The sequence below is a fragment of the Crossiella sp. S99.2 genome, from assembly GCF_023094165.1.
In the GTDB taxonomy this organism is placed as follows: Bacteria; Actinomycetota; Actinomycetes; order Mycobacteriales; family Pseudonocardiaceae; genus Crossiella.
In genome coordinates this window covers 170,940-196,207 of record NZ_JALMDK010000001.1, presented here as the reverse complement: position 1 = coordinate 196,207, position 25,268 = coordinate 170,940, and the positions used below count along the sequence as shown (strand labels likewise).

The 25,268-nt window shown below is 70.8% G+C and carries 29 protein-coding genes; 14 read left to right on the top strand and 15 right to left on the bottom strand.

What is annotated here, in order from left to right:
- The first annotated feature begins 11 nt into the window (after positions 1-11).
- Both MZC64_RS00895 and MZC64_RS00890 read left to right on the top strand, forming a co-directional pair.
- Entirely contained in the window at positions 12-1,358 is a 1,347-nt protein-coding gene (locus MZC64_RS00895) for a 3-oxoacyl-ACP reductase (RefSeq protein WP_247755174.1), read from the top strand.
- A gap of 10 nt (positions 1,359-1,368) precedes the next feature.
- Positions 1,369-2,208 (top strand): MaoC/PaaZ C-terminal domain-containing protein, encoded by an 840-nt coding sequence (locus tag MZC64_RS00890; protein ID WP_247756184.1) that lies wholly within the window; start codon positions 1,369-1,371, stop codon positions 2,206-2,208.
- A 13-nt stretch (positions 2,209-2,221) separates the two neighbouring features.
- Here the strand turns inward: MZC64_RS00890 and MZC64_RS00885 are convergent, their stop codons facing one another.
- Positions 2,222-3,211 carry a TAXI family TRAP transporter solute-binding subunit gene (locus tag MZC64_RS00885; RefSeq protein ID WP_247755173.1) on the bottom strand — a complete coding sequence of 330 codons (990 nt, stop codon included), beginning with the start codon at positions 3,209-3,211 and terminating at the stop codon, positions 2,222-2,224.
- Positions 3,212-3,222: 11 nt separating this feature from the next.
- Positions 3,223-5,202, bottom strand: a complete 1,980-nt coding sequence (locus MZC64_RS00880; RefSeq protein ID WP_247755172.1) for a TRAP transporter fused permease subunit — start codon at positions 5,200-5,202, stop codon at positions 3,223-3,225.
- A gap of 164 nt (positions 5,203-5,366) precedes the next feature.
- Between MZC64_RS00880 and MZC64_RS00875 the strand changes: the two genes are divergently transcribed.
- The gene (locus MZC64_RS00875; protein ID WP_247755171.1) at positions 5,367-6,506 is read left to right on the top strand and encodes a glycerophosphodiester phosphodiesterase; all 1,140 of its coding nucleotides are present in this window, start codon (positions 5,367-5,369) and stop codon (positions 6,504-6,506) included.
- Between the two features lie 67 nt (positions 6,507-6,573).
- Here MZC64_RS00875 and MZC64_RS00870 read toward each other — a convergent pair whose 3' ends face one another.
- The 6 genes from MZC64_RS00870 to MZC64_RS00850 all read right to left on the bottom strand — a co-directional run bounded on the left by MZC64_RS00870 (position 6,574) and on the right by MZC64_RS00850 (position 11,649).
- On the bottom strand, positions 6,574-7,677 hold the full coding sequence (locus MZC64_RS00870; protein WP_247755170.1) for an LLM class flavin-dependent oxidoreductase: 1,104 nt from the start codon (positions 7,675-7,677) through the stop codon (positions 6,574-6,576).
- A 10-nt stretch (positions 7,678-7,687) separates the two neighbouring features.
- Positions 7,688-8,689: an ABC transporter substrate-binding protein gene (locus MZC64_RS00865; protein WP_247755169.1), complete on the bottom strand. Its 1,002-nt coding sequence runs from the start codon at positions 8,687-8,689 to the stop codon at positions 7,688-7,690.
- Entirely contained in the window at positions 8,673-9,374 is a 702-nt protein-coding gene (locus MZC64_RS00860) for an ABC transporter ATP-binding protein (RefSeq protein ID WP_247755168.1), read from the bottom strand. Before MZC64_RS00860 ends, MZC64_RS00865 begins: the two co-directional genes overlap by 17 nt.
- Positions 9,344-10,123, bottom strand: coding sequence for an ABC transporter permease (locus MZC64_RS00855; protein WP_247755167.1), 780 nt, complete (start codon positions 10,121-10,123; stop codon positions 9,344-9,346). Before MZC64_RS00855 ends, MZC64_RS00860 begins: the two co-directional genes overlap by 31 nt.
- An 82-nt stretch (positions 10,124-10,205) precedes the next feature.
- On the bottom strand, positions 10,206-10,283 hold the full coding sequence (locus MZC64_RS49060) for a putative leader peptide (protein ID WP_374205632.1): 78 nt from the start codon (positions 10,281-10,283) through the stop codon (positions 10,206-10,208).
- A 76-nt stretch (positions 10,284-10,359) separates the two neighbouring features.
- Positions 10,360-11,649 (bottom strand): adenylosuccinate synthase, encoded by a 1,290-nt coding sequence (locus MZC64_RS00850; protein ID WP_247755166.1) that lies wholly within the window; start codon positions 11,647-11,649, stop codon positions 10,360-10,362.
- A gap of 183 nt (positions 11,650-11,832) precedes the next feature.
- Between MZC64_RS00850 and MZC64_RS00845 the strand changes: the two genes are divergently transcribed.
- From MZC64_RS00845 to MZC64_RS00835, 3 genes are all read left to right on the top strand, one after another.
- Positions 11,833-12,399 (top strand): hypothetical protein, encoded by a 567-nt coding sequence (locus MZC64_RS00845; protein WP_247755165.1) that lies wholly within the window; start codon positions 11,833-11,835, stop codon positions 12,397-12,399.
- 115 nt (positions 12,400-12,514) lie between these two features.
- The gene (locus MZC64_RS00840) at positions 12,515-13,153 is read left to right on the top strand and encodes an HNH endonuclease family protein (RefSeq protein WP_247755164.1); all 639 of its coding nucleotides are present in this window, start codon (positions 12,515-12,517) and stop codon (positions 13,151-13,153) included.
- A 98-nt stretch (positions 13,154-13,251) separates the two neighbouring features.
- Positions 13,252-13,503, top strand: coding sequence for a hypothetical protein (locus MZC64_RS00835; RefSeq protein WP_247755163.1), 252 nt, complete (start codon positions 13,252-13,254; stop codon positions 13,501-13,503).
- Here the strand turns inward: MZC64_RS00835 and MZC64_RS00830 are convergent.
- The 4 genes from MZC64_RS00830 to fbaA are packed head-to-tail and all read right to left on the bottom strand — an operon-like array spanning position 13,500 to position 16,655.
- Positions 13,500-14,573, bottom strand: a complete 1,074-nt coding sequence (locus MZC64_RS00830) for an aromatic acid exporter family protein (protein ID WP_247755162.1) — start codon at positions 14,571-14,573, stop codon at positions 13,500-13,502. The two genes, MZC64_RS00835 and MZC64_RS00830, sit on opposite strands and share 4 nt — an antisense overlap.
- A 4-nt stretch (positions 14,574-14,577) precedes the next feature.
- On the bottom strand, positions 14,578-15,174 hold the full coding sequence (locus MZC64_RS00825; protein WP_247755161.1) for an SRPBCC family protein: 597 nt from the start codon (positions 15,172-15,174) through the stop codon (positions 14,578-14,580).
- A 21-nt stretch (positions 15,175-15,195) separates the two neighbouring features.
- Positions 15,196-15,615: a DUF3151 domain-containing protein gene (locus MZC64_RS00820; protein WP_247755160.1), complete on the bottom strand. Its 420-nt coding sequence runs from the start codon at positions 15,613-15,615 to the stop codon at positions 15,196-15,198.
- Between the two features lie 5 nt (positions 15,616-15,620).
- Positions 15,621-16,655, bottom strand: coding sequence for a class II fructose-bisphosphate aldolase (gene fbaA, locus MZC64_RS00815; RefSeq protein WP_247755159.1), 1,035 nt, complete (start codon positions 16,653-16,655; stop codon positions 15,621-15,623).
- Positions 16,656-16,842: 187 nt separating this feature from the next.
- Between fbaA and MZC64_RS00810 the strand changes: the two genes are divergently transcribed.
- Positions 16,843-17,226 carry a hypothetical protein gene (locus MZC64_RS00810; protein WP_247755158.1) on the top strand — a complete coding sequence of 128 codons (384 nt, stop codon included), beginning with the start codon at positions 16,843-16,845 and terminating at the stop codon, positions 17,224-17,226.
- Here the strand turns inward: MZC64_RS00810 and MZC64_RS00805 are convergent, their stop codons facing one another.
- Positions 17,227-17,907, bottom strand: coding sequence for an alpha/beta fold hydrolase (locus tag MZC64_RS00805; protein WP_247755157.1), 681 nt, complete (start codon positions 17,905-17,907; stop codon positions 17,227-17,229).
- Positions 17,908-17,998: 91 nt separating this feature from the next.
- Between MZC64_RS00805 and MZC64_RS00800 the strand changes: the two genes are divergently transcribed.
- Positions 17,999-18,580 (top strand): TetR/AcrR family transcriptional regulator, encoded by a 582-nt coding sequence (locus MZC64_RS00800; RefSeq protein ID WP_247755156.1) that lies wholly within the window; start codon positions 17,999-18,001, stop codon positions 18,578-18,580.
- Here the strand turns inward: MZC64_RS00800 and MZC64_RS00795 are convergent.
- The gene (locus MZC64_RS00795) at positions 18,555-18,881 is read right to left on the bottom strand and encodes a hypothetical protein (RefSeq protein ID WP_247755155.1); all 327 of its coding nucleotides are present in this window, start codon (positions 18,879-18,881) and stop codon (positions 18,555-18,557) included. The genes MZC64_RS00800 and MZC64_RS00795 overlap by 26 nt on opposite strands.
- 309 nt (positions 18,882-19,190) lie before the next feature.
- Between MZC64_RS00795 and MZC64_RS00790 the strand changes: the two genes are divergently transcribed.
- Positions 19,191-20,126 (top strand): aldo/keto reductase, encoded by a 936-nt coding sequence (locus MZC64_RS00790; RefSeq protein WP_247755154.1) that lies wholly within the window; start codon positions 19,191-19,193, stop codon positions 20,124-20,126.
- Between the two features lie 51 nt (positions 20,127-20,177).
- On the opposite strand, the gene MZC64_RS00785 is transcribed toward MZC64_RS00790, so the two are convergent.
- Positions 20,178-20,462 (bottom strand): YciI family protein, encoded by a 285-nt coding sequence (locus MZC64_RS00785; protein ID WP_247755153.1) that lies wholly within the window; start codon positions 20,460-20,462, stop codon positions 20,178-20,180.
- Between the two features lie 148 nt (positions 20,463-20,610).
- On the opposite strand from MZC64_RS00785, the gene MZC64_RS00780 reads away from it, so the two are divergent.
- The 5 genes from MZC64_RS00780 (at position 20,611) to MZC64_RS00760 (ending at position 25,223) form a co-directional block, all read left to right on the top strand.
- Positions 20,611-21,234, top strand: coding sequence for a SigE family RNA polymerase sigma factor (locus tag MZC64_RS00780; protein ID WP_247755152.1), 624 nt, complete (start codon positions 20,611-20,613; stop codon positions 21,232-21,234).
- 267 nt (positions 21,235-21,501) lie between these two features.
- Entirely contained in the window at positions 21,502-22,431 is a 930-nt protein-coding gene (locus MZC64_RS00775) for an ROK family protein (protein WP_247755151.1), read from the top strand.
- Positions 22,431-23,570 (top strand): N-acetylglucosamine-6-phosphate deacetylase, encoded by a 1,140-nt coding sequence (nagA, locus tag MZC64_RS00770; RefSeq protein WP_247755150.1) that lies wholly within the window; start codon positions 22,431-22,433, stop codon positions 23,568-23,570. The genes MZC64_RS00775 and nagA overlap by 1 nt, the downstream gene beginning before the upstream one ends.
- 36 nt (positions 23,571-23,606) lie before the next feature.
- A complete protein-coding gene (locus MZC64_RS00765; RefSeq protein ID WP_247755149.1) occupies positions 23,607-23,876 on the top strand; it encodes a hypothetical protein in 270 nt (89 codons plus the stop codon).
- 639 nt (positions 23,877-24,515) lie between these two features.
- Positions 24,516-25,223 carry a VTT domain-containing protein gene (locus MZC64_RS00760; protein WP_247755148.1) on the top strand — a complete coding sequence of 236 codons (708 nt, stop codon included), beginning with the start codon at positions 24,516-24,518 and terminating at the stop codon, positions 25,221-25,223.
- Positions 25,224-25,268 lie beyond the last annotated feature (45 nt).

Genomic DNA, 25,268 nt, shown 5'->3' with positions numbered 1-25,268 from the left:
GGGAGTGTCACATGACCGATCGGTACCAGAAGCTGGCGCGCTCCGCGGTGGGCCGCACGCTGGTCAAACGGCTCGGCCTGCCCAATCCCGCCAAGCTGCGCCGGTACCAGCCGGGCCAGCCCGTGGTGGCGGGGCCGGTGCTGTTCGGCTCGGCGCCCAAGGGGCGGCTCGGCGAGGCGGTGCTGGATCTGCTCAAGGCGGTCGAGGCCACCGTGCTGACCAGTGCGGCCGAGGCCGATCCCGAGCAGCGCTACGGCGCGCTGGTCTTCGACGCCACCGGCATCGAGCGCAGCGAGGACCTGCGTGAGCTGTACCGGTTCTTCCACCCGGTGATCCGCCAACTCGGCGGCAACGGCCGGGTGATCGTGCTGGGCACTCCCCCTGAACTGGTCGATTCGCCGCGGCAGTCGGTGGCGCAGCGCGCGCTGGAGGGCTTCACCCGCGCGGTGGGCAAGGAGGTCCAGCGCGGCGGGACCGCACAGCTGGTCTACGTGGCCCCCGGCGCCGAGGGCAATCTGGCCGCCACGCTGCGGTTCTTCCTTTCCGCCCGCTCCGCCTACGTCTCCGGGCAGGTGGTCCGGGTCGGGGCCGCGCCGGTGGTCGAGCCCGCCGACTGGGACAAGCCACTGGCCGGCAAGGTCGCGCTGGTCACCGGGGCCGCGCGCGGGATCGGCGAGTCCATTGCCGAGGTGCTGGCCAGGGACGGCGCGCACGTGGTGTGCCTGGACATCCCGGCCGCGGGCGAGGACCTGTCCAAGGTGGCCAACCGGGTCAGCGGCACCACCGTCCAGCTCGACATCACCAGCGCGGAGGCCCCCGCGACGCTGGCCGCGCATCTGAGTGAGCGGCACGGCGGGGTGGACATCGTGGTGCACAACGCGGGTATCACCAGGGACAAGACGCTGGGCCGGATGGACGACGCGCGCTGGGACTCAGCACTTGACGTCAACCTCTCCGCGCAGGAGCGGATCAATGAGGTGCTGTTGCGGGACAACGTGATCCACGATGGCGGACGGCTGATCGGACTGTCCTCGATCAGCGGGGTCGCGGGCAACTTCGGCCAGACCAACTACTCCACCTCCAAGGCCGGGGTGATCGGCGTGGTGCAGGCGCTGGCCCCGGCGCTGCGCGAGCGTGGCATCACGGTCAACGCGGTCGCGCCCGGGTTCATCGAGACCCGGCTGACCTCCGCGATCCCGTTGTTCACCAGGGAAGCGGGCCGCCGGATGAACAGCCTGGCCCAGGGCGGACTGCCGATCGACGTCGCCGAGACCATCGCGTGGTTCGCCGGCCCGGGTGCGGGCGGGGTGACCGGGAACGTGGTGCGGGTCTGCGGCCAGAGCCTGCTCGGAGCCTGAGATGTCCACAGTGGAGGTTCAGGAACTGGACAGCGCGCCCGGTCTCGGGCTGCTCTACCCCAAGGCCGTGCTGACCGGATTCACCCGCAGTGGCAAGGAGTTACCGGGCACCGGGTACCTGCGCCGCGCGGTGGAAGTGGACCGGGCGCAGCTGGCCCAGTACAGCCGGGTGTGCGGGTTCGGCCTCACCGACACGTTGCCGGTGACCTATCCGCACATCCTCGCCTTCCCGATGGCGGTCAAGCTGATGACCGCACCCGGGTTCCCGTTCCCGCTGGTCGGGCTGGTGCACATCGGCAACCGGATCCACCAGCTGCGGCCGGTGCGGGCCGGGGAACCGCTGGATCTGCGGGTGTGGGCGCAGAACCTGGGTGCGCACGACCGGGGCCGTCAGTTCGAGGTGGTCAGCGAGGCGTCGGTGGGCGAGGAGGTGGTCTGGCGGGAGGTCAGCACCTACCTGCGCCGGGAGAAGTCCAGTGGGGGCAAGGAATCTCGGCCGGACACGCCGGAGCTGCCCGAGCCAGCCGCGTTGTGGCGGGTGCCCAAGGACATCGGGCGGCGCTACGCCAAGGTCTCCGGCGACAGCAACCCGATCCACCTGTACCCGTTGAGCGCCAAGCTGTTCGGCTTCCCCCGGCACATCGCGCACGGCATGTGGAGCAAGGCCCGCTGCCTGGCCGCGTTCGAGGGCCGGCTGCCCGATGTCTACACCGCCGAGGTGAGCTTCAAGCTGCCGATCCTGTTGCCCGGCAAGGTCGCCTTCCGCACCGAACACATCGGCGCGGGCTGGGCGTTCGACCTGCGGGCGGCCAAGGACGGCCGCCCGCATCTGGCCGGAACCATTTCCTAGCTGCCCAGAAGGATCAGCGCAGTGACTCCAGGGCCTTCGACGCGCCGGGGTGCATCGGGATCGGGTCGATCACGGTCGCCTTGTGCACGTCGATGTCCTTGGCCGCCGGGTGCACCTTGGCCAGGTCGTCCTTCTTGTCATAGATCAGCTTGGTGATCGCGCAGGCATTGCCTGCCGGGAAGTCCTCGCGCACCAGCAGCACGTTCGGGATCACCACGGTGGGCACCTCGGCCGGGGTGCGGTAGGTGGCCGCCGGGATCTTGGCCTGGTCGTAGACCGGGTTGATCTGCTTGAGCTTGCCCAGCAAACCGGTCACGTCGACGAATTTGGCCCGGTCCTTCAACGTGGTGGTGAGGTCGGTGATCTGCGCGGTGGGCAGGCCGCCGACCCAGACCAGGCCGTCGATGGTGCCGTCCTTCATACCGTCCACGGTCTTGGTCAGGTCCAGTCGCTGGGCCTGCACATCGCTGTCCGGGTTCAGTCCGGCCGCCTGCAGCAGCCGGTTGGCGATCACCTCGGTGCCCGAGCGCGGCGAGCCGGTGGAGATCCGCTTGCCACGCATGTCGGTGATCGAGTTGATGCCGGCGCCCGCGCGCACCACCACGTGCACGTAGTTGAGGTGGATCCGGGTCAGCGCCTGCACCTTCTGCGGCTTGCCGTTGAAGGAGTCCCGGCCGGCCACCGCGTCCGCGGCGGTGTCGGCCAGGGAGAAGGCGATGTCGTAGTCGCCCGCGACGAGTTGCTGGATGTTCTGCACCGAGGCTCCGGTCTCCGCGGCGGTGGCTTTGAGCTTGCTGTTGCCGCTGATCACCTGGGCCAGGCCGCCGCCGAGCACGTAGTACACGCCGCCCGCGTTGCCGGTGGCCAGGGTGACCCGGCCTTCGCTGGCCTCGCACGGCGCGGCGCTGGCGTTGGTCGCCGGGGTGTCCCGTTGTTTGCCGCCACAGCCCGCGGCGAGCAGGCTCAGTGCGGCGACGGCGGCGAGAACTCTGGTTAATCGCATCGGTGCTTCCCTCATGTTGTCCCCACAGGTTCGCGTTTGCGCGTCACGACATGCAGCACCACCGCCGCCGCGAACACCACGAGACCGGCGGTGATCGTCCACGGCTGCAGGTAGAGCAGGAGCAGCGCGGCCAGCACGCACAGCGCGCGTTCCGGCCAGCGCGCCGGGCCGAACAGCCAGCCGCCGGTGCTGATCGCCAGTGCGGCCACGCCGAGCACGGACACCCCGAACACCCACAGCACCTCGACCCAGGACCGCTGCAACAGCAACGCGGTGCCTGATTCGGTGAGCACGAAGGCGATCGGCACCAGGAAGGCGGGCAGGGTGTATTTCCAGGTCTGCCACATGGTGCGCATCACCGAGCCACCGGTGATCGCGGCCGCGGCCACCGAGGCCAGCGCGGTCGGCGGGGTCACCTCGGAGAGCACCGCGTAGTAGAACAGGAACATCGCCCGCGCCGGGTCGGAGACGCCGAGTTCGGCCAGGGCCGGGCCGAGCACCACCCAGGCGATGATGAACGAGGCGGTCACCGGCACCGCCAGGCCGAGGATGCTGACCGCGATCGCGGCGAACAGCACGGTCAGCAGCAGCACCAGGGTGGGGTTGCCGGTGAGGAACCGGGCCGCGGAGACCAGTCCGGAGGAGAGTTCCTGGCCGAGGCCGGTCTTGGTGATGGTGGAGGTGATCACCCCGGCCGCCGCGCAGACCGCGATCACCGGCAGCGCGCTGCGCACCCCGGTGGACAGCGCGGTGAACATGTCCAGCGCCCAGCTCCGCGGCCAACCGTCCTGTTTGGACAGAACCCGCTGGACGAGCGCGAACAGCGCGGCCAGTCCGGTGGCGTAGACCACCGCGGAGAAGGCCGGGATGCCCAGGGCCAGGAACAGCACGATGACGCCCAGCGAGGCGAAGTGGTAGCCGCCGGTGAGCAGCAGCCGCCACGGGCTGGGCGTGTCCACCTCGACCGCCTTGGCGCCGAAGCGGCGGGCGTCGGCCTCCACCGCGAGCACGATGCCCAGGTAGTAGAGCACCGTGGGCAGGCAGGCCCACAGCAGCACGTCCAGGTAGGGCACCCGCAGGTATTCGGCGATGATGAACGCGGCCGCGCCCAGGGTGGGCGGGGACAGGATCGCGCCGATCCCGGAGGCGGCCAGCAGCCCGCCCGCGTTCTCCTTGGGATAGCCGGCCTTGCGCAGGATCGGCCAGGTGACCGCGCCCAGGCTGACCGTGGTCGCGGTGCCCGAACCGGAGACGGTGCCGAGCAGGAAGCCCGAGAGCGCGGTGGTGCGGCCGGGTGCGGTGGGCGAGTTCTTGAAGCTGGCGAAGCTGATGTCGACGAAGAACTTGCCCGCGCCGGAGACGTCCAGCATCGCGCCGTAGATGGTGAACAGCACGATGTAGGTGGCGGCCACGTCCAGCGGGGTGCCGTAGAAGCCGCTGGCGTCGTTGTAGAGGGCGTTGACGATCTGCTCGAAGTCGATGCCGGAGTGCGCGATCAGCCAGCCCGGCGGCAGGAATCCGCCGTAGTAGGCGTGCGCGAGGAAGAGCAGGCAGACCGCGGGCAGCACCAGGCCGGTGGTGCGCCGGGTGGCCTCCAGGATCAGCACCAGCAGCACCGCGCCCGCGATGACGTCCATCGTGGACAGTGAGCCCTGCCGGTCCAGGAAGCCGTTGAAGCCGGTGACCACCGGGTAGAGCCCGGTGGCCAGGGACAACGCGGCCAGCACCCAGTCCACCGGATGCGGGTCGTCCGCGCCGGTTCGTCGTTTCAGCGCAGGGCGGTAGACCAGGAAGACCAGCGGCAGGGTCAGCCCGAGGAAGACGATCAGGTAGAACTGGCTGCCCGCGCTGAACGGGAAGAACACCTGGCGCAGCACCAGGAGCGCGATCGCGAAGGTCGCCACCGCGATACCGAGGTCCCACCGCCTGCTCAGCCGCCGGGACGGGCGTTCCTCGTCCTGTTCGGCCACCAGCTCATCGACCGCGGTCACCCTCGGGACGCTACCTGTGCCGGAGGTCACAATTGAAGACACAAGTTGCCGCGGGCTGAAATACCTGGCGTTCACCACGCGGTTCACCGGGGTTGGCCCTACGGTGGCCCGCACGACGCCATCCCGGGTGAAGGTGGCCCTTACTGAACGAGGAGGTCAGCACGATGTCTCATCCGTTACGGGCACTTCGGCTCGCCGGCGTCGCCGTCATGGCGCTCGCCATGTTGGGCAGCAGCACCCTGGCAGCCGCCCCTGCCACCGCCCTGGAGGTGAACATCGACCTGTCATTCGGCAAGAAGCCGGAGAAGTTGCTGGTGGTGGGCCACCGCGGGGCTTCGGGCTACCGCCCCGAGCACACCCTGGCCTCCTACGAGCTGGCCGCTCGGATGGGCGCGGACTACATCGAGCCGGACCTGGTCTCGACCAAGGACGGCGTGCTGGTGGCCCGGCACGAGAACGAGATCAGCGGCACCACCGACGTGGCCGCGCGCCCGGAGTTCGCCGCGCGCAAGGCGACCAAGGTGATCGACGGCACCAGCCTGACCGGCTGGTTCACCGAGGACTTCACCCTGGCCGAGCTGAAGACGCTGCGGGCCAAGGAGCGCATCCCGCAGTTCCGGCCGAACAACGTGATCTACGACGGCCGGTTCCAGGTGCCCACCTTCCAGGAGGTGCTGGACCTGCGCGCCCGGCTGTCCCTGGAGCTGCGGCGGGACATCGGGGTGTACCCGGAGACCAAGCACCCCACCTACTTCCGCACGATCAAGCTCCCGCTGGAGCCCGCGCTGGTCCGCACGCTGACCAAGAACGGGCTGAACCACCGCTCCGCCAAGGTGTTCGTGCAGTCCTTCGAGGTGGGCAACCTCAAGGCGCTCAGCCGTGAGCTGCGGGTGCCGCTGATCCAGCTGCTGGACTCCGCGGGCGCGCCGTATGACTTCATCGCGTCCGGGGACAAGCGCACCTACGCCGACCTGGTGACGCCCAAGGGCCTCAAGGAGATCTCCGGGTACGCCGCGGGCATCGGGCCGTACAAGGAGATGGTGATCCCGCGCGGTGCGGACGGGAACCTGACCGCGCCGACCCAGCTGGTGCCGGAGGCGCACAAGGCCGGCCTGAAGGTGCACCCGTACACCTTCCGCAGCGAGAACAACTTCCTGCCGACGAACATGCGGCTGCCGGGGGCGCCCTCGGTGCACGGCAACGCTTTCGCCGAGTACGAGGCGTATTTCAAGGCCGGGGTGGACGGCGTGTTCGCCGACAACCCGGACACCGCGATCGAGGCGCGCAGCACGTTCAAGCGCTGAGCAACGACAGCGGCGCCGCTCGGTTCACCAGGCCGAGCGGCGCCGCTGTTTTTTCCTCACCCCCGGCTCAGTCCCACTCTTGGGCGAGCAGTCCACGGGCGGCGAGTTCGGGGCGGACCCCTTCGCCGAACCAGTAGGCCTCCTCCAGATGCGGGTAGCCGGACAGGATGAACTCGGACACGCCCAGCGCGTGGTACTCCTCGATCCGGTCGGCGACCTCGCGGTGGCTGCCCACCAGCGCGGTGCCCGCGCCGCCGCGGACCAGGCCGATCCCGGCCCACAGGTTGGGCGCGATCTCCAGGCCGTCCCGGTTTCCGTTGTGCAGGGCCACCATCCGCTGCTGCCCGACCGACTGACTGGCGGAAAGGTGTTGCTGCGCCTTGGCCACCGCCGCCGGATCGAGTGCGTCGAGCAGTCGCTGGGCCTCGGCCCAGGCGTCCTTGGCGGAGTCCCGGGTGATGGTGTGCAACCGGATGCCGAACCTCAGCTCCCGGCCTTGCGCCGCAGCGAGTTCGCGCACCCGGCCGATCTTCTCCGCCACCGCCGCCGGAGGCTCGCCCCAGGTCAGGTAGACGTCGGCGCGCTTGGCCGCCACCGGCAGCGCGGCCGCGGAGGACCCGCCGAAGTAGACGGTCGGCAGTGGGTCCGGCGGGGCCAGCAGGGTGGCGCCCTCGGTGCGGTAGAAGGAACCCGCGTGATCCACCGGCTTGCCGTCCCAGATCGCGCGCACCAGGGCCAGGAATTCATCCGTGCGGGCGTAGCGCTCGTCGTGGTCCAGCCAATCGCCGAACCGGCGCTGTTCCACGGTGTCCCCGCCGGTGACCACGTTGAGCAGCAGCCGCCCGCCGGAGATGCGCTGGTAGGTCGCGGCCATCTGCGCGGCCAGCGTCGGGGAGAGCACGCCGGGCCGGAAGGCGACCAGGAACTTCAGCCTGCGGGTCTCCCGGATCAACGCGGCCGTGGTCAGCCAGGCGTCCTCGCACCAGGTGCCGGTCGGGGTGAGCACGCCGGTGAAGCCAAGCTTCTCCGCGGCGTGCGCGATCTGGGCCAGGTAGTCGATATCGGGTGGCCGGTGCGCGGGCGTGCCGCCGTCGGTGGCGTTGTGGAAACGGTCCAGCACGGTGCGGCCGTCGCCCGCGGTGGGCAGGAACCAGTGCAGTGCGACGCTCATGCCGGCCTCCTCATTTCAGCGCGGTCTGGATGTCGGCGTCGAACCGGGTGTCCACGAACTCGGCGAAGTTCACCTTGCCGGGCAACACCTTCGCCGTGGTGAAGGCATCCGCCAGCTCCTGCTCGGACCTGATCACCCCGGCGTCCAGCGGCACGTACAGGTCCACCCCGCGCTCCACCGCGGCGGTGGCCACCGGCAGCGACAGCCCGGTCTCCTCGGCCCAGGTCTTCGCGCGTTCCGGGCGGTGCGCGTCCGACCAGCGCTGTGCCTTGGCCAGCCGGGACAGGTAGTCCTTGATCGCGCCGGTCTTGCGGCTGTCGGTGAGCGCGGACCGGCTGGCCACCTGGAAGCTGTAACCGTTGGCCACGCCCGCGCCGTCCACCAGCACCCGCGCCTTGGCCTCCAGCAGCGCCTGGGAGGTGTAAGGATCCCAGACCGCCCAGGCGTCCACCCGCTTCTGGGTGAAGGCCGCGTACGCCTCGGCCGGGGCCAGGAACACCGGTTTCACATCGCTGAGCCGGAGTCCGGCGCGCTGCAGCACGAGCAGCAGCGAGCCGTGCGCGGAACTGCCCTTGGCCACCGCGATCTGCTTGCCGCGCAACGAACCCGCGTCGGTCAGCGGGGATCCGTCCGGCACCAGGATGGCGTCGCTGCTGGCATCACCCTGGGCCGCGGCCACCACGGTGATCTTCGCGTTGGCCGCGGCGGCGAAGATCGGCGGGGTGTTGCCGACCCCGCCGAGGTCGATGGCACTGGCCGAGGCCGCCTCCAGCAACGGCGGACCGCTGGTGAAGGTGGACCACTCGAGCTTGTACGGCAGGTCCTTGAGCAGTCCGGCCGCGCTCAGCAGCGACTGCGAGTTGCCCTTCTGGTCGCCGACCTTGAGCACCAGCTCGCCGGGTTCGGCCGCACCCGGCGAGCACCCGCTGAGCAGCAGGGCCGAGACGAGCACCCCGGCCAGCCGGGTTCGCTTGTCCCGCAACAGGGTCAGCCAGTCATCGCGCCAGTTCATGATCGATCACTCCCAGGTCGGCGAGCACCAGCTCGCGCAGGTGTGCGAGGTCGGCGCCCTCGGTCCGGTGCTCGGCGATGATGCGACCATCGGCGAGCACCAGGATCCGGTCGGCCAGGCGCAGCGCCTCGTCGATGTCGTGGGTGACCAGCAGCACCGAGGGCCGGTGCGCCAGCCACAACTCCCGCACCAGGCGGTGCATGGCCAGCCGGGTCAGCGCGTCCAGCGCGCCGAAGGGCTCGTCCAGCAACAGCAGCTCCGGTTCCCGGACCAGCGCGCGGGCCAGCGAAACCCGTTGCGCCTCACCGCCGGAGAGGGTCAGCGGCCACGCGTCGGCGTGCCCGGTGAGCCCGACCTCGGCCAGTGCCTTGGCGGCCACCGCGGCCGCGTCCGGACGGCGCAGCCCGAGGGAGACGTTCTGCCCGACCTTGCGCCAGGGCAGCAGCCGCGGTTCCTGGAAGGCCACCGACACCGTGCCCGGCACGCCGGCCTCGCCGGTGTAGCCGGTGTCCAGTCCGGCCAGCACCCGCAGCAGGGTGGACTTGCCGGAACCGCTGCGCCCCAACAGTCCCACGAACTCCCCCGGCTCGATGTCCAGGTCGAGATCGTCCAGCACCACCCGCTCGCCGAAGACCTTCCGCAGCCCGCGAACGGTCAGTGCACCGTGGTCACGCTGTGCCGCCATGCCAATGCCCTCCTCTCCAGTGCCCGCACCAGCGCGTCGGTGCCCAGGCCGAGCAACGCGTAGACCAGCAGCCCCACCACGATCACGTCGGTGCGCAGGAACTCCCTGGCGTTGTTGATCAGGTAGCCGAGGCCGGCCTCGGCGTTGACCTGCTCGCCGATCACCAGCGACAGCCAGGCCACGCTCAGCCCCTGGCGCAGCCCGACCATGGTCTGCGGCAGCGCCGAGGGCAGCACCACGTGCTGGATCCGCTCCCAGCCGGTGTAGCCGAGCACCGTGGTGGCCTCGATCAGCCGCCGGTCCACGCCGCGGATCCCGGCGTGCGTGTTGAGGTAGATCGGGAAGGTCACGCCGAGCGCGACCAGCGCGATCTTGGGCGCCTCGCCGATGCCGAACCACAGGATCAGCAACGGGATCAACCCGAGGAAGGGCAGGGTGCGCAGCATCTGCACCGGCGGGTCCAGCAGCGCGTCCCCCCACCGGGACAACCCGGCGAGCAGACCGAGGCCCAGCCCGGCAAACAGCCCGATGGCGAAGCCGAGCACAACCCGTTGCAGGGACACGGCGAAGGCGGTCAGCAGCTCACCGCTGACCACGAGTTCGACCGCGGAACTCAGCACGGTCAGCGGGGCGGCGAGTTTGTCCGGTGGCAGCAGACCGGTCGTGCTGGCCAGCTGCCACAGCAGCACGATCGCCACCGGGCTCAGCCAACGGCGTGGCCGCGTTTTGTCCACAGTGGACATAGACATGAAGGGGCTCCCGGACGCGGGGAGAACAAGGGCAGGCGAAAGCGGACGGCGAAGGCCGTCAGGCAGCGCGGGAGGGAAAAGCTCAGCTACAACAGAGGGCGCTGGCGTGCCGTCGCAGGTCGACGTGCAGCCGCGCAACAAGCTCCGTGCGCTGGGTCATGAAAAAGAGCCTGACCGCCCAGCCGTGATCATGTCAACGGCGGGCGGTCAGGCTCCCAGTGTCCGGGATTGTTTGCTCAGGGGGTCATCTCGTGCCGCACGATGGTCTGGTCGCGGCCGGGGCCGACGCCGATGGCCGACATGCGGGCGCCGGAGAGTTCCTCCAGACGCTCCACATAGGACCGTGCGTTGGCTGGCAGCTCCTCGAAGGTGCGGCAGTGGCTGATGTCCTCGAACCAGCCGGGCAGCTCCTCGTAGACCGGCTTGGCGTGGTGCACGTCGGTCTGGGTCATCGGCATCTCGTCCACCCGCTGGCCGTCGACCTCGTAGGCCACGCAGACCGGGATGGTGTCGTGCCCGGAGAGCACGTCCAGCTTGGTCAGGAAGTAGTCGGTGATGCCGTTGACCCTGGCGGCGTAGCGGGCGATCACCGCGTCGAACCAGCCGGTGCGCCGGGAGCGGCCGGTGGTCACGCCGAACTCGCCGCCGGTCTTGCGCAGCCGCTCGCCCATCTCGTCGTGCAGCTCGGTCGGGAACGGACCGGAGCCCACGCGGGTGGTGTAGGCCTTGAGGATGCCGATCACCGTGGTGATCCGGGTGGGGCCGATGCCCGAGCCGACCGCGGCGCCGCCGGAGGTCGGGTTCGAGGAGGTGACGAACGGGTAGGTGCCGTGGTCGACGTCGAGCAGGGTGCCCTGCGAGCCCTCCAGCAGCACCGTCTCGCCGCGTTCCAGGGCCTGGTTGAGCAGCAGGCGGGTGTCGGCGATGCGGTGGGCGAACTTGGCGCCGTGCTCCAGCACGCTGTCCACCACCTGGTTCGCGTCCAGGCCGCGCCGGTTGTAGACCTTGACCAGCACCTGGTTCTTGAAGTCCAGCGCGGCCTCGACCTTCTGCCGCAGGATCTTCTCATCCAGCAGGTCCTGCACCCGGACGCCGACGCGGGCCAGCTTGTCCTGGTAGGCCGGGCCGATGCCGCGGCCGGTGGTGCCGATCTTGGCCTTGCCCAGGTAGCGCTCGGTCACCCGGTCGATGGCCACGTGGTACGGCATGATCAGGTGCGCGTCCGCGGAGATCAGCAGGCCGGAGGTGTCGACCTTGCGGTCCTCCAGCCCGGACAGCTCCTCCAGCAGCACACCAGGGTCGACCACGACACCGTTGCCGATGACGTTGGTGACACCAGGGGTGAGGATGCCCGAGGGGATGAGGTGCAGGGCGAAGTCCTGGCCGTCGGGCAGCACCACGGTGTGACCCGCGTTGTTGCCGCCCTGGTATCGGACGACCCATTGGACGCGCTCACCGAGCAGGTCGGTGGCCTTGCCCTTGCCTTCATCGCCCCACTGGGCGCCGATCAGGACGATGGCAGGCATTGGAAACTCCCCGAGGTCCGGCTTCTGACAGGCTGATGCCGGTGGTTGAGGTTAAACCAGGAGCGGAACGTGCGTGTACTAGCCCTGTCCTGCGGAAACGATGACGTCGACGCAGAGTTGCAAACGTTGACCGAACGTGAGGGTATCTCACTGCGTTCGGGACCGGCTTTACCGGCAAAAGACGTGGTAGATCCCCTGCTGGCCGAGCTGGACGGTGCTCGGCTGCTGGTGCGCGGGAGTGACGCGGATCTCGCCGCGGTGGTGCTGCGGGTGCTCCGCCAGGACCGGCTCGGCGAGGTCACGCTGGGCTACCTGCCGACCGATCCGGGTAGCCGGATCGCCCGATTGTGGGGTCTGCCGACCGAGTTGGGCGCGGCCTGGCGGGTCGCGCTGGGCGCTGGTCCGGTGGGCGTGCCGCTGCTGCGCGACGACGTGGGCGGGGTGCTGCTCGGGCACGGCGAGATCAGTCCGGTGAAGGGCTCGGCCTACTGCGACGACGTGCACGTGCTCAAGGGCGCGGCGACCCGGCTGGCGGTGGGCCCGGATCCGGCCGGCGGCGAGGGCCTGCTGGTGCGGGTGCGCCGGCGGGGCCTGTTCGGGCGACGCACGATCGTGCAGCCCGGTCGCGCGCTGCAGCTGGCCTGCGAGCCGGCCACGGTGCTCCGGGATGGCGTCCCTCATGCCCGCCTGATGGAGAAGTGGACCTGGTACCGCCATACCGCTGACCTGCGGCTGGTCCGCGCGGGCTGACATCCGGCCGACAGCGGGGAGCCATCCGGCTGTCACCTTTTCGTGTTGCGCAAGTCACTCCAGTGGGTGACGGTCATGTCGTAGACGTGATCACCCCCACCACCTGGAGGTTGGAGTGAACGGCGCACGCCCCATCAGGGCCCTGCTCACCACCCTGCTGATCACCGCGGCTGTCTCGCTCGGTCTGTCCGCCCCTGCCAACGCGGAACCGCCGAACATCCCGAGCGCGAGCACCGCCCGAACCCAGCTCAACGGCCTGACCGTGGCCCCGGCCGGTTCGATGACCGGCTACTCGCGGGAGAAGTTCCCGCACTGGATCACCATCTCCGGCGCCTGCAACACCCGGGAGACCGTGCTCAAGCGGGACGGGCGCAACGTGCAGGTCAACGCGAGCTGCGCGGCCACCTCGGGCTCCTGGCACAGCCCGTACGACGGCGCGACCTGGACCGCGGCCAGTGATGTGGACATCGACCACATCGTGCCGCTGGCCGCGGCCTGGCGCTCCGGCGCGGCGAACTGGACCACGGCCAAGCGCCAGCAGTTCGCCAACGACCTGACCAACTCCCAGCTCATCGCGGTGACCGACAACGTCAACCAGGCCAAGGGGGACAAGACCCCTGACCTGTGGAAGCCGCCGCTGGGCTCCTACCACTGCACCTACGCCCGGATGTGGACCGGCGCCAAGCACGCCTGGGGCCTGACCGTGACCGCGGCGGAGAAGGGCGCGCTGAGCGGCATGCTCAGCAGCTGCTGATTCGCCCGTGATCCCCTGGGTACCCCGCTCCTCGCGGATGGCCGAGTGCCGCGGTTGGCGCTAGGTTGCCGCGAGGAGCGACCCAGGGAGGGTGTGTCGTGGAGGAACTGCGGACCTTGTTCAAGGCCGGGCCCGGTGGCGTGATGACCGACGACGTCGGCGTGATCACCGGTGATCTCGAGCTGCTGACCCGCTGCGATCCGGCAGGCGAGGTGACAACGCTGGTCACCTACGAGGGCGCCGAGGAGTGGTACAAGCTCACCGGCGGCGGCACCCACCTGCACGACGCCAAGGACCACGAGCCGCTGCACCGCACGCTGGCGGCGGTGTTGAATCGCCCGATCGGTTAGAGCGGCGGCAGCGCGGCGATCGCGTCGTCCCGGCTGACGCCGGTGGCCTGGAGCAGGTCGACGGCCAGCGAACGCAGCTGAGCGACCACCACGCGCACCGAGAACCCGCCTTCGCCGATCAGGGCCACGCTGGCCTCCTTCGCCGCCTCCAGGGCCAGCTGGCGGGCCGCGAGGGGCTCGTCACCGGCGGCCAGCTCGGCCCGCAGCAGGTCCACCGCGTCGGCGAGCTTGGTCAGCACCGCGGGCAGCTCGGCCGGCGCGGGCTCGCCGTCCCGCAACGCGGCCAGCGCACGCCGGATGAGCACCCTGGTGTTGCGCATGGCGTGGTCCAGCGGGACCGCGGCGGCCAGGTAGTTGTCCAGGTCGGCCCGGCGGCGCCAGCGGATCGGCGCGATCCGGGCGATCTCCGCGCCGGTGTCCAGCGCGGTGCGGAAGTCCTCGAACGCCTTGGTGGTCTTGCGCGCCCGGCTCAGCGCCGCGGCCGCCTTGCCCGGGTCCCGCCCGGTCACCGCCCCGGCCACCGCACGCAGCGCGGCGGCCAGCTCACCGAGCAGCACCTTGCCCTGGCGGTGCGCCACGGTCAGCGGGTTGGCCGGCAGCAGGGCGGCCACCGCGAGCGCGACCAGGCCGCCGATCAGAGCGTCGACCATCCGGTCCAGACCGCCGGAATCACCCGGTGGCAGCAAGGTGGCGACCAGCACCGCCGAGGATCCGGCCTGCATGGCGATGACGGTGCCGCTGTCCAGCAGCACCGCCGTGATCAGCGCCAGTGCCACCACCAGCATGATCTGCCAGGTGCCGGACCCGATCTGCAGGATCAGCAGGTCGCCGACGCCAATGCCGATGCTCACCCCGGCCACCAGCTCGGCCACCCGCCGCAACCGCTGGCCGAGGGAGACGCCGAGGCAGATCACCGCGGCGATCGGGGCGAAGAACGGGCGGGCGTGCCCGATGAGATCCGCCGCGATCAGCCAGGCGATCCCGGCGCTGATCGCGCTGTGCAGGATCGGCAACGCGGTGCGCCGCAGCCGCAGCAGTCGTCGGCTCAGCTCCTCGCGTACCCGGTGCACGCGGCTAAGTCTGCCTCCTGCGGCGGAAGGCGAACGCCAGGAGTGCGGCGGCGGCGAGTCCGGCCAGCAGCGGGGTGCTCGCGGACCGGCCCGGCGGGGGCGGCACGGCCTCCCGTTCGGCCGGGCTGGCCGCGGAACGGCGGGCCAGTTCGAGTTCCAGGCTGCGCAGGCCCTTGGCCATGGCCCAGTTGTGATTGGCCGAGAACACCGGCTTGAACACCGGCGAGCCCAGGCGTAACAGCGGTTTGTCCGCGCGGACCCGCCAGTCGAAGTCGACCTCGACCCGGTCGCCGTCCTGGCTCAGCCGCCACACGCCCTCGCCGCTGAGGTCGCCCTCGGCGGTGAAGGTGGAGGTGGTGCCCTGGTCGTGGCTGACCACCCGCATCCGCCAGCGCAGCGTGTAGGGCAGCCAGCCCTTGGTGTAGAGGTCGAAGGCGGAGCCGATGCCGCGCTCGTCGCCCTCGGCGGCGCGGCGGACGTCCATGTACACCGACGGCCACCAGCGGACCAGGTCCTCCGGATCGAAGAGCACGTCGGCGACCTCGGCCACCCGGCCCGGCACCGACCAGCGGGTGTGGAACGCGTAGTCGTTGCCGGGCACGGGTCGCTCCGTCAGATCAGCTCAGGCCAGACCGGTCGCGGCGGGCGCGGCCGGGTCGGAGTCGGCGAGGAAGGAGGCGCAGCGCTCGTGCTCCTCGGTCTCGCCGATCTCACCGGCGGACCTGGCCAGCGCGGCCAGCGCCCGCAGGAAGCCCTGGTTGGGCGCGTGCGACCACGGCACCGGGCCGTGGCCCTTCCAGCCAGCGCGGCGGAGCTGGTCGAGACCGCGGTGGTAGCCGGTGCGGGCGTAGGCGTAGCCGGTGACCGGGTCACCGGCGGCCAGCGCCCGCTCGGCCAGCGCGGCCCAGGCGGCGCTGAAGTCCGGGAACTCCCGCGCCACCTCGGAGGGGTCCTTGCCGCTGTCCAGTGCCGACTGCGGACCGGGCCGCTCCGGCAGCAGGGTGTCGGGCGGGCCGCCGAAGAGGTTGCCGAACTGGGTCATCGCGCTCAGCCCGCGATCATGCGGCCGGCGGACTTCAGGTTCTCGCAGGCGTGCGCGATGCGCGCGGCCATGCCCTGCTCCGCTGCCTTGAGGTAGCTGCGCGGGTCGTAGACCTTCTTGTTGCCGACCTCGCCGTCGATCTTGAGCACACCGTCGTAGTTGCTGAACATGTGCGCGGCGATCGGCCGGGTGAAGGCGTACTGGGTGTCGGTGTCGATGTTCATCTTGATCACACCGAAGGTCACCGCCTGGTGGATCTCCTCCAGCAGCGAGCCGGAGCCGCCGTGGAAGACCAGGTCGAAGGGCTTGGACCCGGCGGGCAGGCCGAGCTTCTCCGACACCACGTCCTGGCCCTGCTTGAGGATCTCCGGACGCAGCTTCACGTTGCCCGGCTTGTAGACGCCGTGCACGTTGCCGAAGGTCGCGGCCAGCAGGTAGCGGCCGCGCTCGCCGACGCCGAGGGCCTCCACGGTCTGCAGGTAGTCCTCTGGCGAGGTGTAGAGCTTGTCGTTGATCTCGTTGTCGACGCCGTCCTCCTCGCCGCCGACCACACCGACCTCGATCTCAAGAATGATCTTGGCCTTGGCCGCGCGGTCCAGCAGTTCGGTGGCGATGACCAGGTTCTCCTCCATCGGCACCGCCGAGCCGTCCCACATGTGCGACTGGAACAGCGGATTCTCGCCCCTGGCCACCCGCTCCTCGGAGATCGCGATCAGCGGCCGGACGAACCCGTCCAGCTTGTCCTTGGGGCAGTGGTCGGTGTGCAGCGCGATGTTCACCGGGTACTTCGCGGCCACCACGTGCGCGAACTCGGCCAGGGCCGAGGCGCCGGTGACCATGTCCTTGACCTTGGTGCCGGAGAGGAACTCGGCGCCACCGGTGGAAACCTGGATGATCCCGTCACTCTCGGCTTCGGCGAAGCCCCGCAGCGCGGCGTTGAGGGTTTCCGACGAGGTCACGTTGATCGCCGGGTAGGCGAACTCGTTCGCCTTGGCCCGGTCGAGCATCTCCGCGTAGACCTCGGGGGTTGCGATCGGCATCGAACCGTCCTCCTCATGGGCGCCTTTGTGCGCCCCACATCCTACGAGGCGGCACAGCGGCCTCCGTCACACGGAGGTGCTGGCCGGAAGTTCCCCCGGTGGGTCGATCTTGAATTCGTCGAACTCTCGGTAGCCTTCCGGGTACCGGCGGTGACCTCGTGCCCCGCCATCGGCGCCGGAGGTGGAGATGAGCTGGGACGTGGCCTGCCCCAGGTGCTCGGGCACCGGGAAGAACACCGAACCGGGAGCGGAAGAACTGAGCCAGGAGGAACTGCGCCTGCGCCGCCGCGCCGCCCAGTTCGTCCGCTCGGCCCCGGTGGCGCAGAAGCTGGCCGATCTCAAGGAGGAGTGGGAGGAGCTGAAGGCGCTGGCCACCAGCAAGGCCGCCGACGCCGAGGTGATCCCGTTCCAGGAGTACATCGAGCTGCGCGAGGGCGACAACGTGATCACCCGCGCGCACAAGACCGCCAACACGCACCCGGCCTGCCCCGACTGCAAGGGCAAGGGCAAGGAGCTGACCGCGGAGGGCAAGGCGTTGCTGGAGTTCATCAAGCGCTGGCCACCGGAGTGATCAGCCCGGCGTGATCAGCGCGGCCAGCTCGCGCGGCTTGGTCAGCGGCAGCAGGTGCCCGGCGCCGGGCACCAGGTCCAGCCTGCCGTTGCCGCAGGCGGCCAGGAACAGCCGCTCATCCGTCCGGAAGTGGTCACGGGCGCCGTTGACCAGTCGCACCGGCCCCGGATAGCGCCGCAGGTCGGCGAGCGGATCCAGGTCCAGCAGCCCGTCGAGCACCGCGGGCACCGCCGCGTACGAAACCCCGCCCGCGGTGAAGGCCGCTCCCGGTCCGGCCCCGAGGACCAGCCGCGCCAGCCCGGTGGTGAGCGCGAGCCCGCCATCCGGCAGCCCGGCCAGCGCCGCGGCCGCCCACCGGTAGGGCCGGACCAGGGCCGGGGTCGGTCGCAGCGTGCAGCCCACCGGGACCAGCTCCGCCACTCGTTCCGGATGCTCGGCCGCGGTCGCGATGGCCAGGTAGCCACCCAGCGAGTGCCCGACCAGCACCACCCGCCCACCGACCTCGTCGATGGCCGCCCTGATCACCGCGACCGCCCCGGCCACGGTGAACCGCTCAGCCGCCCGACTCCCGTGTCCCGGCAGGTCAGGAGCCCGCACAACGGTTCCCCCGGCCAACGCCCGCTGGGCCCGCCACATGCTCCCGCTGACCCGGATCCCGTGCACCAGCACGATCGGTGTCATGCCCACTCCCCTCGAATGCAACGCAACGTCGCGTTGCATTCGAAGCTACGTCGACCACCGACACAACGCAACGTCGCGTAGTGTTTCCCGCATGGTGAACGCGGCACGCCGGTCCGGCGACGGCCCCCGCCAGGCGCAGGCGATCTTCACCGCCACCCTGGAACTGCTGGCCGAACGCGGCTACGACGGCCTGACCATGGAGGGCGTGGCCGCGCGCAGCGGCGTGCACAAGACCACGATCTACCGCTGGTGGGCGGACAAGGACGCGCTGCTGGGCGCCGCCCTGCTGAACTCGGCCCTGCTGGAACTCCCGGTCCCCGACACCGGCACCCTGCGCGGCGACCTGCTCGCCCTGACCAGCCACGTGCTCCGCCTGCTGACCACCGAGCCCAGCGCCTCCGTGGTCACCGCGGCACTGACCGCGGCAGGCCGCCCAGTGCTGTCCCGGCTGGCCCACGAGTTCTTCGCCGACCGCCTGGCAGGCGAACTCGTCATCTTCGACCGCGCGCGGCACCGCGGCGAGATCCCCGCGGACATCGATCCCAAGCTCGTGGTGGACCTGCTCGCCGGCGCGATGTGGACCCGCGTCCTGCTCCGCCAGGAACAGCCACCCCCGGGCTTCGCGGCGCAGGCGGTCGACCTGGTGCTCACCGCGCTCGCCTGGTCCGGCTGACCGGCCCTTCCCGCAGTCCGAACTCGCTGACCTGACCCATGACGTCCAGACGCACCCGGTCGCCGTCGACCCGGTAGGCCCACGGCGGTTCGGCCCACGCCGCCCAGCGCCGTTGTCCGTCCACGGACCAGCCGCTCAGCTCCAGCTCGGCCAGCCCCAGCACCCTGTCGCCGTGCTGCGCCCAGCCGAAGAACCCCATTTCGGCGACGTCCTGGTCCACCCGGCGCACCTGGCCGGGGGTCAGCGCGTAGGTCAGCAGGTCCCGCCCCGCGCCGACGAAGAGCGTCTCGGTCGCGGGCACCAGGTGGATCGCGGGCAGGAAGACCTCGTCGGTCGGCGCGTAGGTCAGGGCCAGCGCGAGCCCGGGGGGCGGCGCCGGTCCGGCCGGCGACCAGGTGCACCGTGCTGGTCTCGCCCGGCTCGAACCGGCCCTCGCCCTGGTGCTCGGTCAATTCGGCGACCTCGCCGGGCGCGGACCAGTGCACCGTGACGGTCAGGCCGCCCGCGGAGATGCGGGTGGAACTCATGGCGGTCAGCCCAGCAGTGTCAAATCGAAAAGTCCAAGCGAATACCCGGAATGTCGCCGCCGAACAGGGTGTTTGCTTAGGTCGTGGCAAGAATCGGCACGAGTGACCTGGACGTCTATCCGCTTTGCCTCGGTGGCAACGTGTTCGGCTGGACCTCGGACGAGCAGCAGTCGTTCGCAGTGCTGGACGCCTACGCGGCGGCGGGCGGGAACTTCATCGACACCGCGGATGTGTACTCGGCCTGGGCCGAGGGCAACTCGGGCGGGGAGTCCGAGGCGGTCATCGGCCGCTGGCTGGCCCGCCGCGGTCGCCGCGACGACCTGGTGATCGCGACCAAGGTCGGTCAGCTGCCCACCGCCAAGGGGCTGTCCGCGGCCAATATCAAGGTCGCCGTGGAGGGGTCCCTGCACAGACTGGGCACCGACCACATCGACCTGTACTACGCGCACATCGACGACAGCACGGTCCCGCTGGCCGAAACGCTGGGCGCGTTCACCGAGCTGGTCAAGGAAGGCAAGGTCCGGCACCTGGCCGCCTCCAACTACGACACCGACCGGCTGGCCGAGGCGCTGGAGATCAGCAAGCGGGAGAACCTGGCTGGCTACGTCGCGCTCCAGCCCGAGTACAACCTGGTCGAGCGCGAGGGCTACGAGGGCAAGCTCGCCGCGCTGGTGGCCATCGAGGGCCTGTCCGCGGTGCCGTACTGGGGCCTGGCCAAGGGCTTCCTGACCGGCAAGTACCGCCCCGGCGTCACGGTGGACAGCCCGCGTGCCGCCGGCGCGGGCGCCTACCTGGACGACCGCGGCCTGCGGGTGCTCGCCGTCCTGGACGAACTGGCCGCCGCGCACCGCACCTCGGTCGCCTCGGTGGCGCTGGCCTGGCTGGGCGCCCAGCCGACGGTGGTCGCCCCGATCGCCAGCGCCCGCACCGTCGAACAGCTGGACGACCTGCTCGGCGCGGCCACCCTGGAGCTGGCCGAGGACGAGATCCAGCGCCTCACCGAGGCCGGCGCCCGCTAGTCAGCGCGTCCCCGGCGGCCAGTTCCGGTCGCCGGGGACGCGGGCTTGCACTCAGCCGGTGATCCACGCGCCGGTGACCACGGTCCACTCCCGGATCCGGGTCTCGGCGATCACATCGGCCGAGGCGTAGGGGTCGCTGTCCAGGATCTTGGCCAGCTCGTCCCGGTCCGCCGCCTCCAGCACGACCTGCGCGCCGGTGTCGTTCGCCCACGGCCCGCCGGCCAGCAGCACACCCTGTTTGGCCTGCTCAGCGGCCCACTCTCGGTGCGCGGGCCGAACCGCCAGCCGCTCGTCCCGGTTGGTCCCGAAGACCCACTCCACCACGAACCGCGCCATCGCGCCCCTCCTCGGCAAAACCCAGCCCCGCCGGCCGGCGAGACGACACGCCGACGCTACTCGCGGCCCCCGCCACCGGCCCGGCCCGGTGAGGTGATCCCAGGCACCGAGATCGCCAGCCCTTGACCAGCGCGGGTACCTTCTGTGCGTGGGTTGGGACGCGCCGCGCGGGGACAGCCGTGCCACCGGAAATCAGGCGCCGAACGTCGAAGCGACGGTCGAGCGCACCTTCAGCCATCTCCGGACCCTGGACGGCAACACACCGCAAACCGGTGGTGTCCAGGCTCCCGAAGCGCCATTGACCTTGGAAGACCTCTACCGCCAGCACCGCATGCGCCTGGTCCGCCTGGCCATCCTGCTGGTCGACGACCCGGCCACCGCCGAGGACGTCGTGCAGGAGGCGTTCACCGGCCTGCACCGCAACTGGGGCGGCCTGCGCGACGGCGCGGCGGCCGTCGGTTACCTGCGGACCGCCGTGGTCAACGGCAGCCGCTCGGTGCTCCGCCGCCGCAAGACCGCCCGCGAGTACCAGCCACCGCACCTGACCACGGCCCGCTCGGCCGAGTCCCTGGCCATGCTGACCGCCGAACACCAGGCCGTGGTCAGCGCTCTCGGCCAGCTCCCGCCTCGTCAGCGTGAAGTGCTGGTGCTGCGGTACTACGGCGGCCTGTCCGAACAGGAGATCGCCGAGTCCACCGGCATCTCCCGCGGCACGGTGAAGTCCACCGCCAGCCGCGCCTTGGACGCGCTGCAGAAGGCCCTCAAGGGCTGAGCCCCGCGCTCGGCCGCCGCCGGCACGCGGGGTCCGGCCCGGCCTCGACAGCCGGTCGCCCGGTCCCGGCGACCGGTCGCCCAGTCCCGGGCTGCCAGTCACCCGGTCCCGGGCTGTCGGTCAGAGCCACCGGCGGCCTCCTCCGACGGCTCCGAGCACGCGAAATCGCGCTTGGAATCGCTCTCACGCGCAATTTGTGGCATTCCCGTGGGCGTCGTTCGCGCAGAGGTCTAGACCAGAGTCGCCGCATGCCCCAGGATTCGAGCTGTGCCCAGCTCGCGAACCGTGGTCGCCGTTGACGTCGGCGGCACCGACATCAAGGCAGCCCTGGTCGAGGGCGACCCCGCCGCGCCCGTGCTGGTCGACCGGCTGCGCCGGGCCACACCGCGAGGCGCCACCGGCGCGGAGACCGCGGACGCCCTGGTCAGCCTGATCGCCGACCTGGTCAAGACCTGGTCGGCCGAGTCGGCCAACCCGGTCGAGGCGGTCGGCGTCGTGGTGCCGGGCATCGTCGACGCCGAGGCCGGGGTGGGCGTGTTCTCGGCCAACCTCGGCTGGCGCGACTACCCGTTCCGCACCGCCCTGCGCGAACGCCTCGGCCTGCCGGTGGTCTTCGACCACGACGTGCGCGCCGGCGGCCTGGCCGAGGCACGACTGGGCGCGGCGCGCGGTTTCACCGACGCCGTGGTCATGCCCATCGGCACCGGCATCGCCGCCGCCCTGCTGCTCGGCGGCCGACTGCACTCCGGCGGCGGCTACGCGGGCGAGGTCGGTCACCTCTCCCTCGGCGCCGGCGAGCTGTGCGGCTGCGGCCAGCACGGCTGCCTGGAGCTGCGTGCCTCCTCCGCGGCCGTGGCCCGCCGCTACACCGAACGCACCGGCCGCCCCGTGCGCGGCGCGATCGATGTCGCCAACGCGGTCCGCGCGGGCGATCCCGACGCCGCCGCCGTCTGGGCGGAGGCGGTCGAGGCTCTGGCCCAGGCCGTGATCCTGTTGACCACCCTGCTCGGGTTGCAGGCCGTGGTCCTCGGTGGTGGCCTGGCCATGGCGGGTGAGCTGCTGCTCGCCCCCCTTGGCGACCGGCTGGACGAGCTGGTCTCGTTCCAGCGCCGACCCGAACTGCGGTTGGCGGCGCTGGGTGACGAGGCTGGTTGCCTCGGAGCCGCGCTGCTGGCCATGGACCTGTTGGAGGGTTGATGAAACTCGTCGGCGGCAAGGTCGTCACTCCTGGCGGTGTGCTCGATGACGGCTGGGTTCGGGTCGAGGGCGGACTGATCACCGAGGTGGGCGCGGGCTCGACCAACGGTCAGCGCGCGACCGAGGAGGTCGTCGACGTCACCGGTCAGTGGGTGGTCCCCGGGTTCGTGGACATCCACTGCCACGGCGGCGGCGGCGAATCCTTCTCCAACCCCGATCAGCAGCGGGTGCTCAAGGCCGCCTCCGCCCATCGGCGGCACGGCACGACCACTCTGCTCGGGAGCCTGGTGTCCGGGTCCATCCCGGACATGTCCCGGCAGATCGCGGCGCTGGCCGAACTGACCCAGGGCGGCCTGCTCGCGGGCGTGCACCTGGAAGGCCCGTTCCTGTCCGCGGCCCGCTGCGGCGCGCACGACCCGGCGATCCTGCGTCCACCGGCCAAGGCCGATGTGCAGACCCTGCTGGACGCCGGTCGCGGCACCGTGCGCATGGTGACCCTGGCCCCCGAGCTGGACAACGGCGTGGAAGCCGTCCGCCAGCTCGTCGACCAGGAGGTCATCGCCGCCATCGGCCACACCGACGGCACCGAGGCCCAGGTCCGCCCCGCGGTGGACGCCGGAGCCAGCGTGGCCACACACCTGTTCAACGGCATGCGCCCGCTGCACCACCGCGAGCCCGGCCCGATCGGCGCCCTGCTGGACGACGAGCGGGTGACCGTGGAACTGATCTGCGACCTGGTGCACCTGCACCCGACCGCGATCCGGCTCGCCGCCCGGCACGCCGGTCTCGCGCGCACCGTCCTGATCACCGACGCCATCGCGGCCGCCGGGGTCGGCGACGGCGTGTACGACGTCGGCGGCCTGGAGGTCACCGTGACCGACGGCGTGCCAACGCTGGCCGGGGGCGGTTCGCTGGCAGGCAGCACCCTGACCATGGACGCGGCCTTCCGCAACCTGGTCCTGGAGTGCGGCCTCAGCGTCACCGACGCGGCAACTGCCTGCTCCACCCGCCCGGCGGCCCTGCTCGGCCTGACCAAGGTGACCGGCTCGATCAGCGCGGGCCTGGCCGCCGACCTGGTCGTGCTGGACGCCGGACTCCGTCCCACCCGGGTGCTGCACCGCGGCGAGTGGGTGTCCTGAGCGCGCATCAGCCGCACACCGCACTACGGTGTTGGCGTGGCCGCCTCGGACAATCCGGAGAAGCTGCTCGCTGACGCCCTGCGCGCCCAGGCAGCGGGCAGCCCGAGCATGCCTCCGGTCGAAGCGCCGTTCCCGCCGATGCCGGTGCTCCCGCTGGGCAACGACACCGGACCGACGGACCGGTTCACCTCGGCCCGCGGCATCGGCCTGCCACCGCCGTCACTGCCGGCCTGGGTGCTGCTGTTGTTCGCCGTGCTGCTTGGTCTGGCCGCGGGCGCGGTCATCGGTGTGCTGACGCTGTGGTGATCACCTCCGGTTCTGGGGTTTGTCGCTGCTGAGTGGCGACGGGGCGTGACTGCCGGGCGGTCGGGTGTGGGGCTGGTGGGCGCGCCTGGGACCAGGTTGTCGTGACTCCGGGTGGGCGGCAAGCGGCGGGGCTGCAGGCTGTGGATAACTGGGATGTTGTGGATAAGTGCGGATCTTGGTGGCTTTGAGCTGCTGTTTTGTCGGTGCTGGGCGGTAGCGTTGATGTCGTGGGGGTCCCCCTCGGGCGCGCGCGGGGTGGCGAGGGGGGTTGCGGGGTGTGACGGGCCCGGGTGGCTTTCGGGGCGGGCTGGGGCAGGTTTTGCGGGCGGGTAGAGGCGTGTGCTGGGGCTGTCTGGCACCGGGGGTGCGCCGGTTGTCCCGGCGGGGATGCTCCGCCTATTTCCGCGGGCGGGAGCTACGCCGCGGCGGTGTTGCGGCCTGGGCGGGGCCGGTTTCCGTGGGCGTTAGTCGCTGTCGCGGGTGGGGATTTGGGGTGGGGCGAGGATGGTCACATTGTCCGGTTTGTCGGGTGGTTGGGGCTGGTGGGGGTGGGTTTTCGGCGTGGCGGGGCCGGGTGGGGCGGGGGTGTTGTGGTAGTCCGGGGCGGGTTGCGGTGGGGGTCCCTGTACCGTGGGCGGGGTGACGACCGTTACTGGTGCGGCCGTGCCGCTCGCTCTTTTTGGGATCGACTGGCTGAATCCGGTCTTCCTTATTCAGCAAATGGGGCACTTCGCGCTGATCGGTCTGTGCCTGATCGTGTTCGCCGAGTGCGGGGCCTTCGCGTTCTTCCTGCCCGGTGACTCGCTGCTGTTCATCGCGGGCTTCTTCGCCGCCAGTGGCGCCTTTGGCGTGCCGGTCTGGGTTGTCGCGTTGTTGCTGACGGTCTCGGGCATCCTCGGCAACGCCGTGGGGTACTGGATTGGCTGGAAGGCCGGGCCCGCGTTGTTCAACCGGCCCAACTCCAAGATCTTCAAGCAGGAGTACCTCGAGAAGACGCATGAGTTCTTCGAGCGGTACGGGGCTCGGGCGATCATCCTGGCCCGGTTCGTGCCGGTGGTGCGGACCTTCATCACCGCGGTGGCCGGGATCGGCCGGATGGACGCGAAGAAGTACTTCACCTACTCGGTCATCGGCGGTATCGCCTGGGCCGCTGGGTTGACCTTCCTCGGTGCCGCGCTGGGTGATGTGCCGCTGATCAAGAACAACATCGAGGCCGCGCTGATCCTGATCGTGTTCCTCTCGATCCTGCCGATCATCTTCGAGTTCGTGCGGGAGCGGCGGAAGAAGCGCAAGCAAGGGCCGGTGGACCTCGGTGAGCAGCACACCCAGGTGATCCCCAAGATCTGAGTCCACGCTTCGAACACCCCGTGCCGGGTTCCGGCGCGGGGTGTT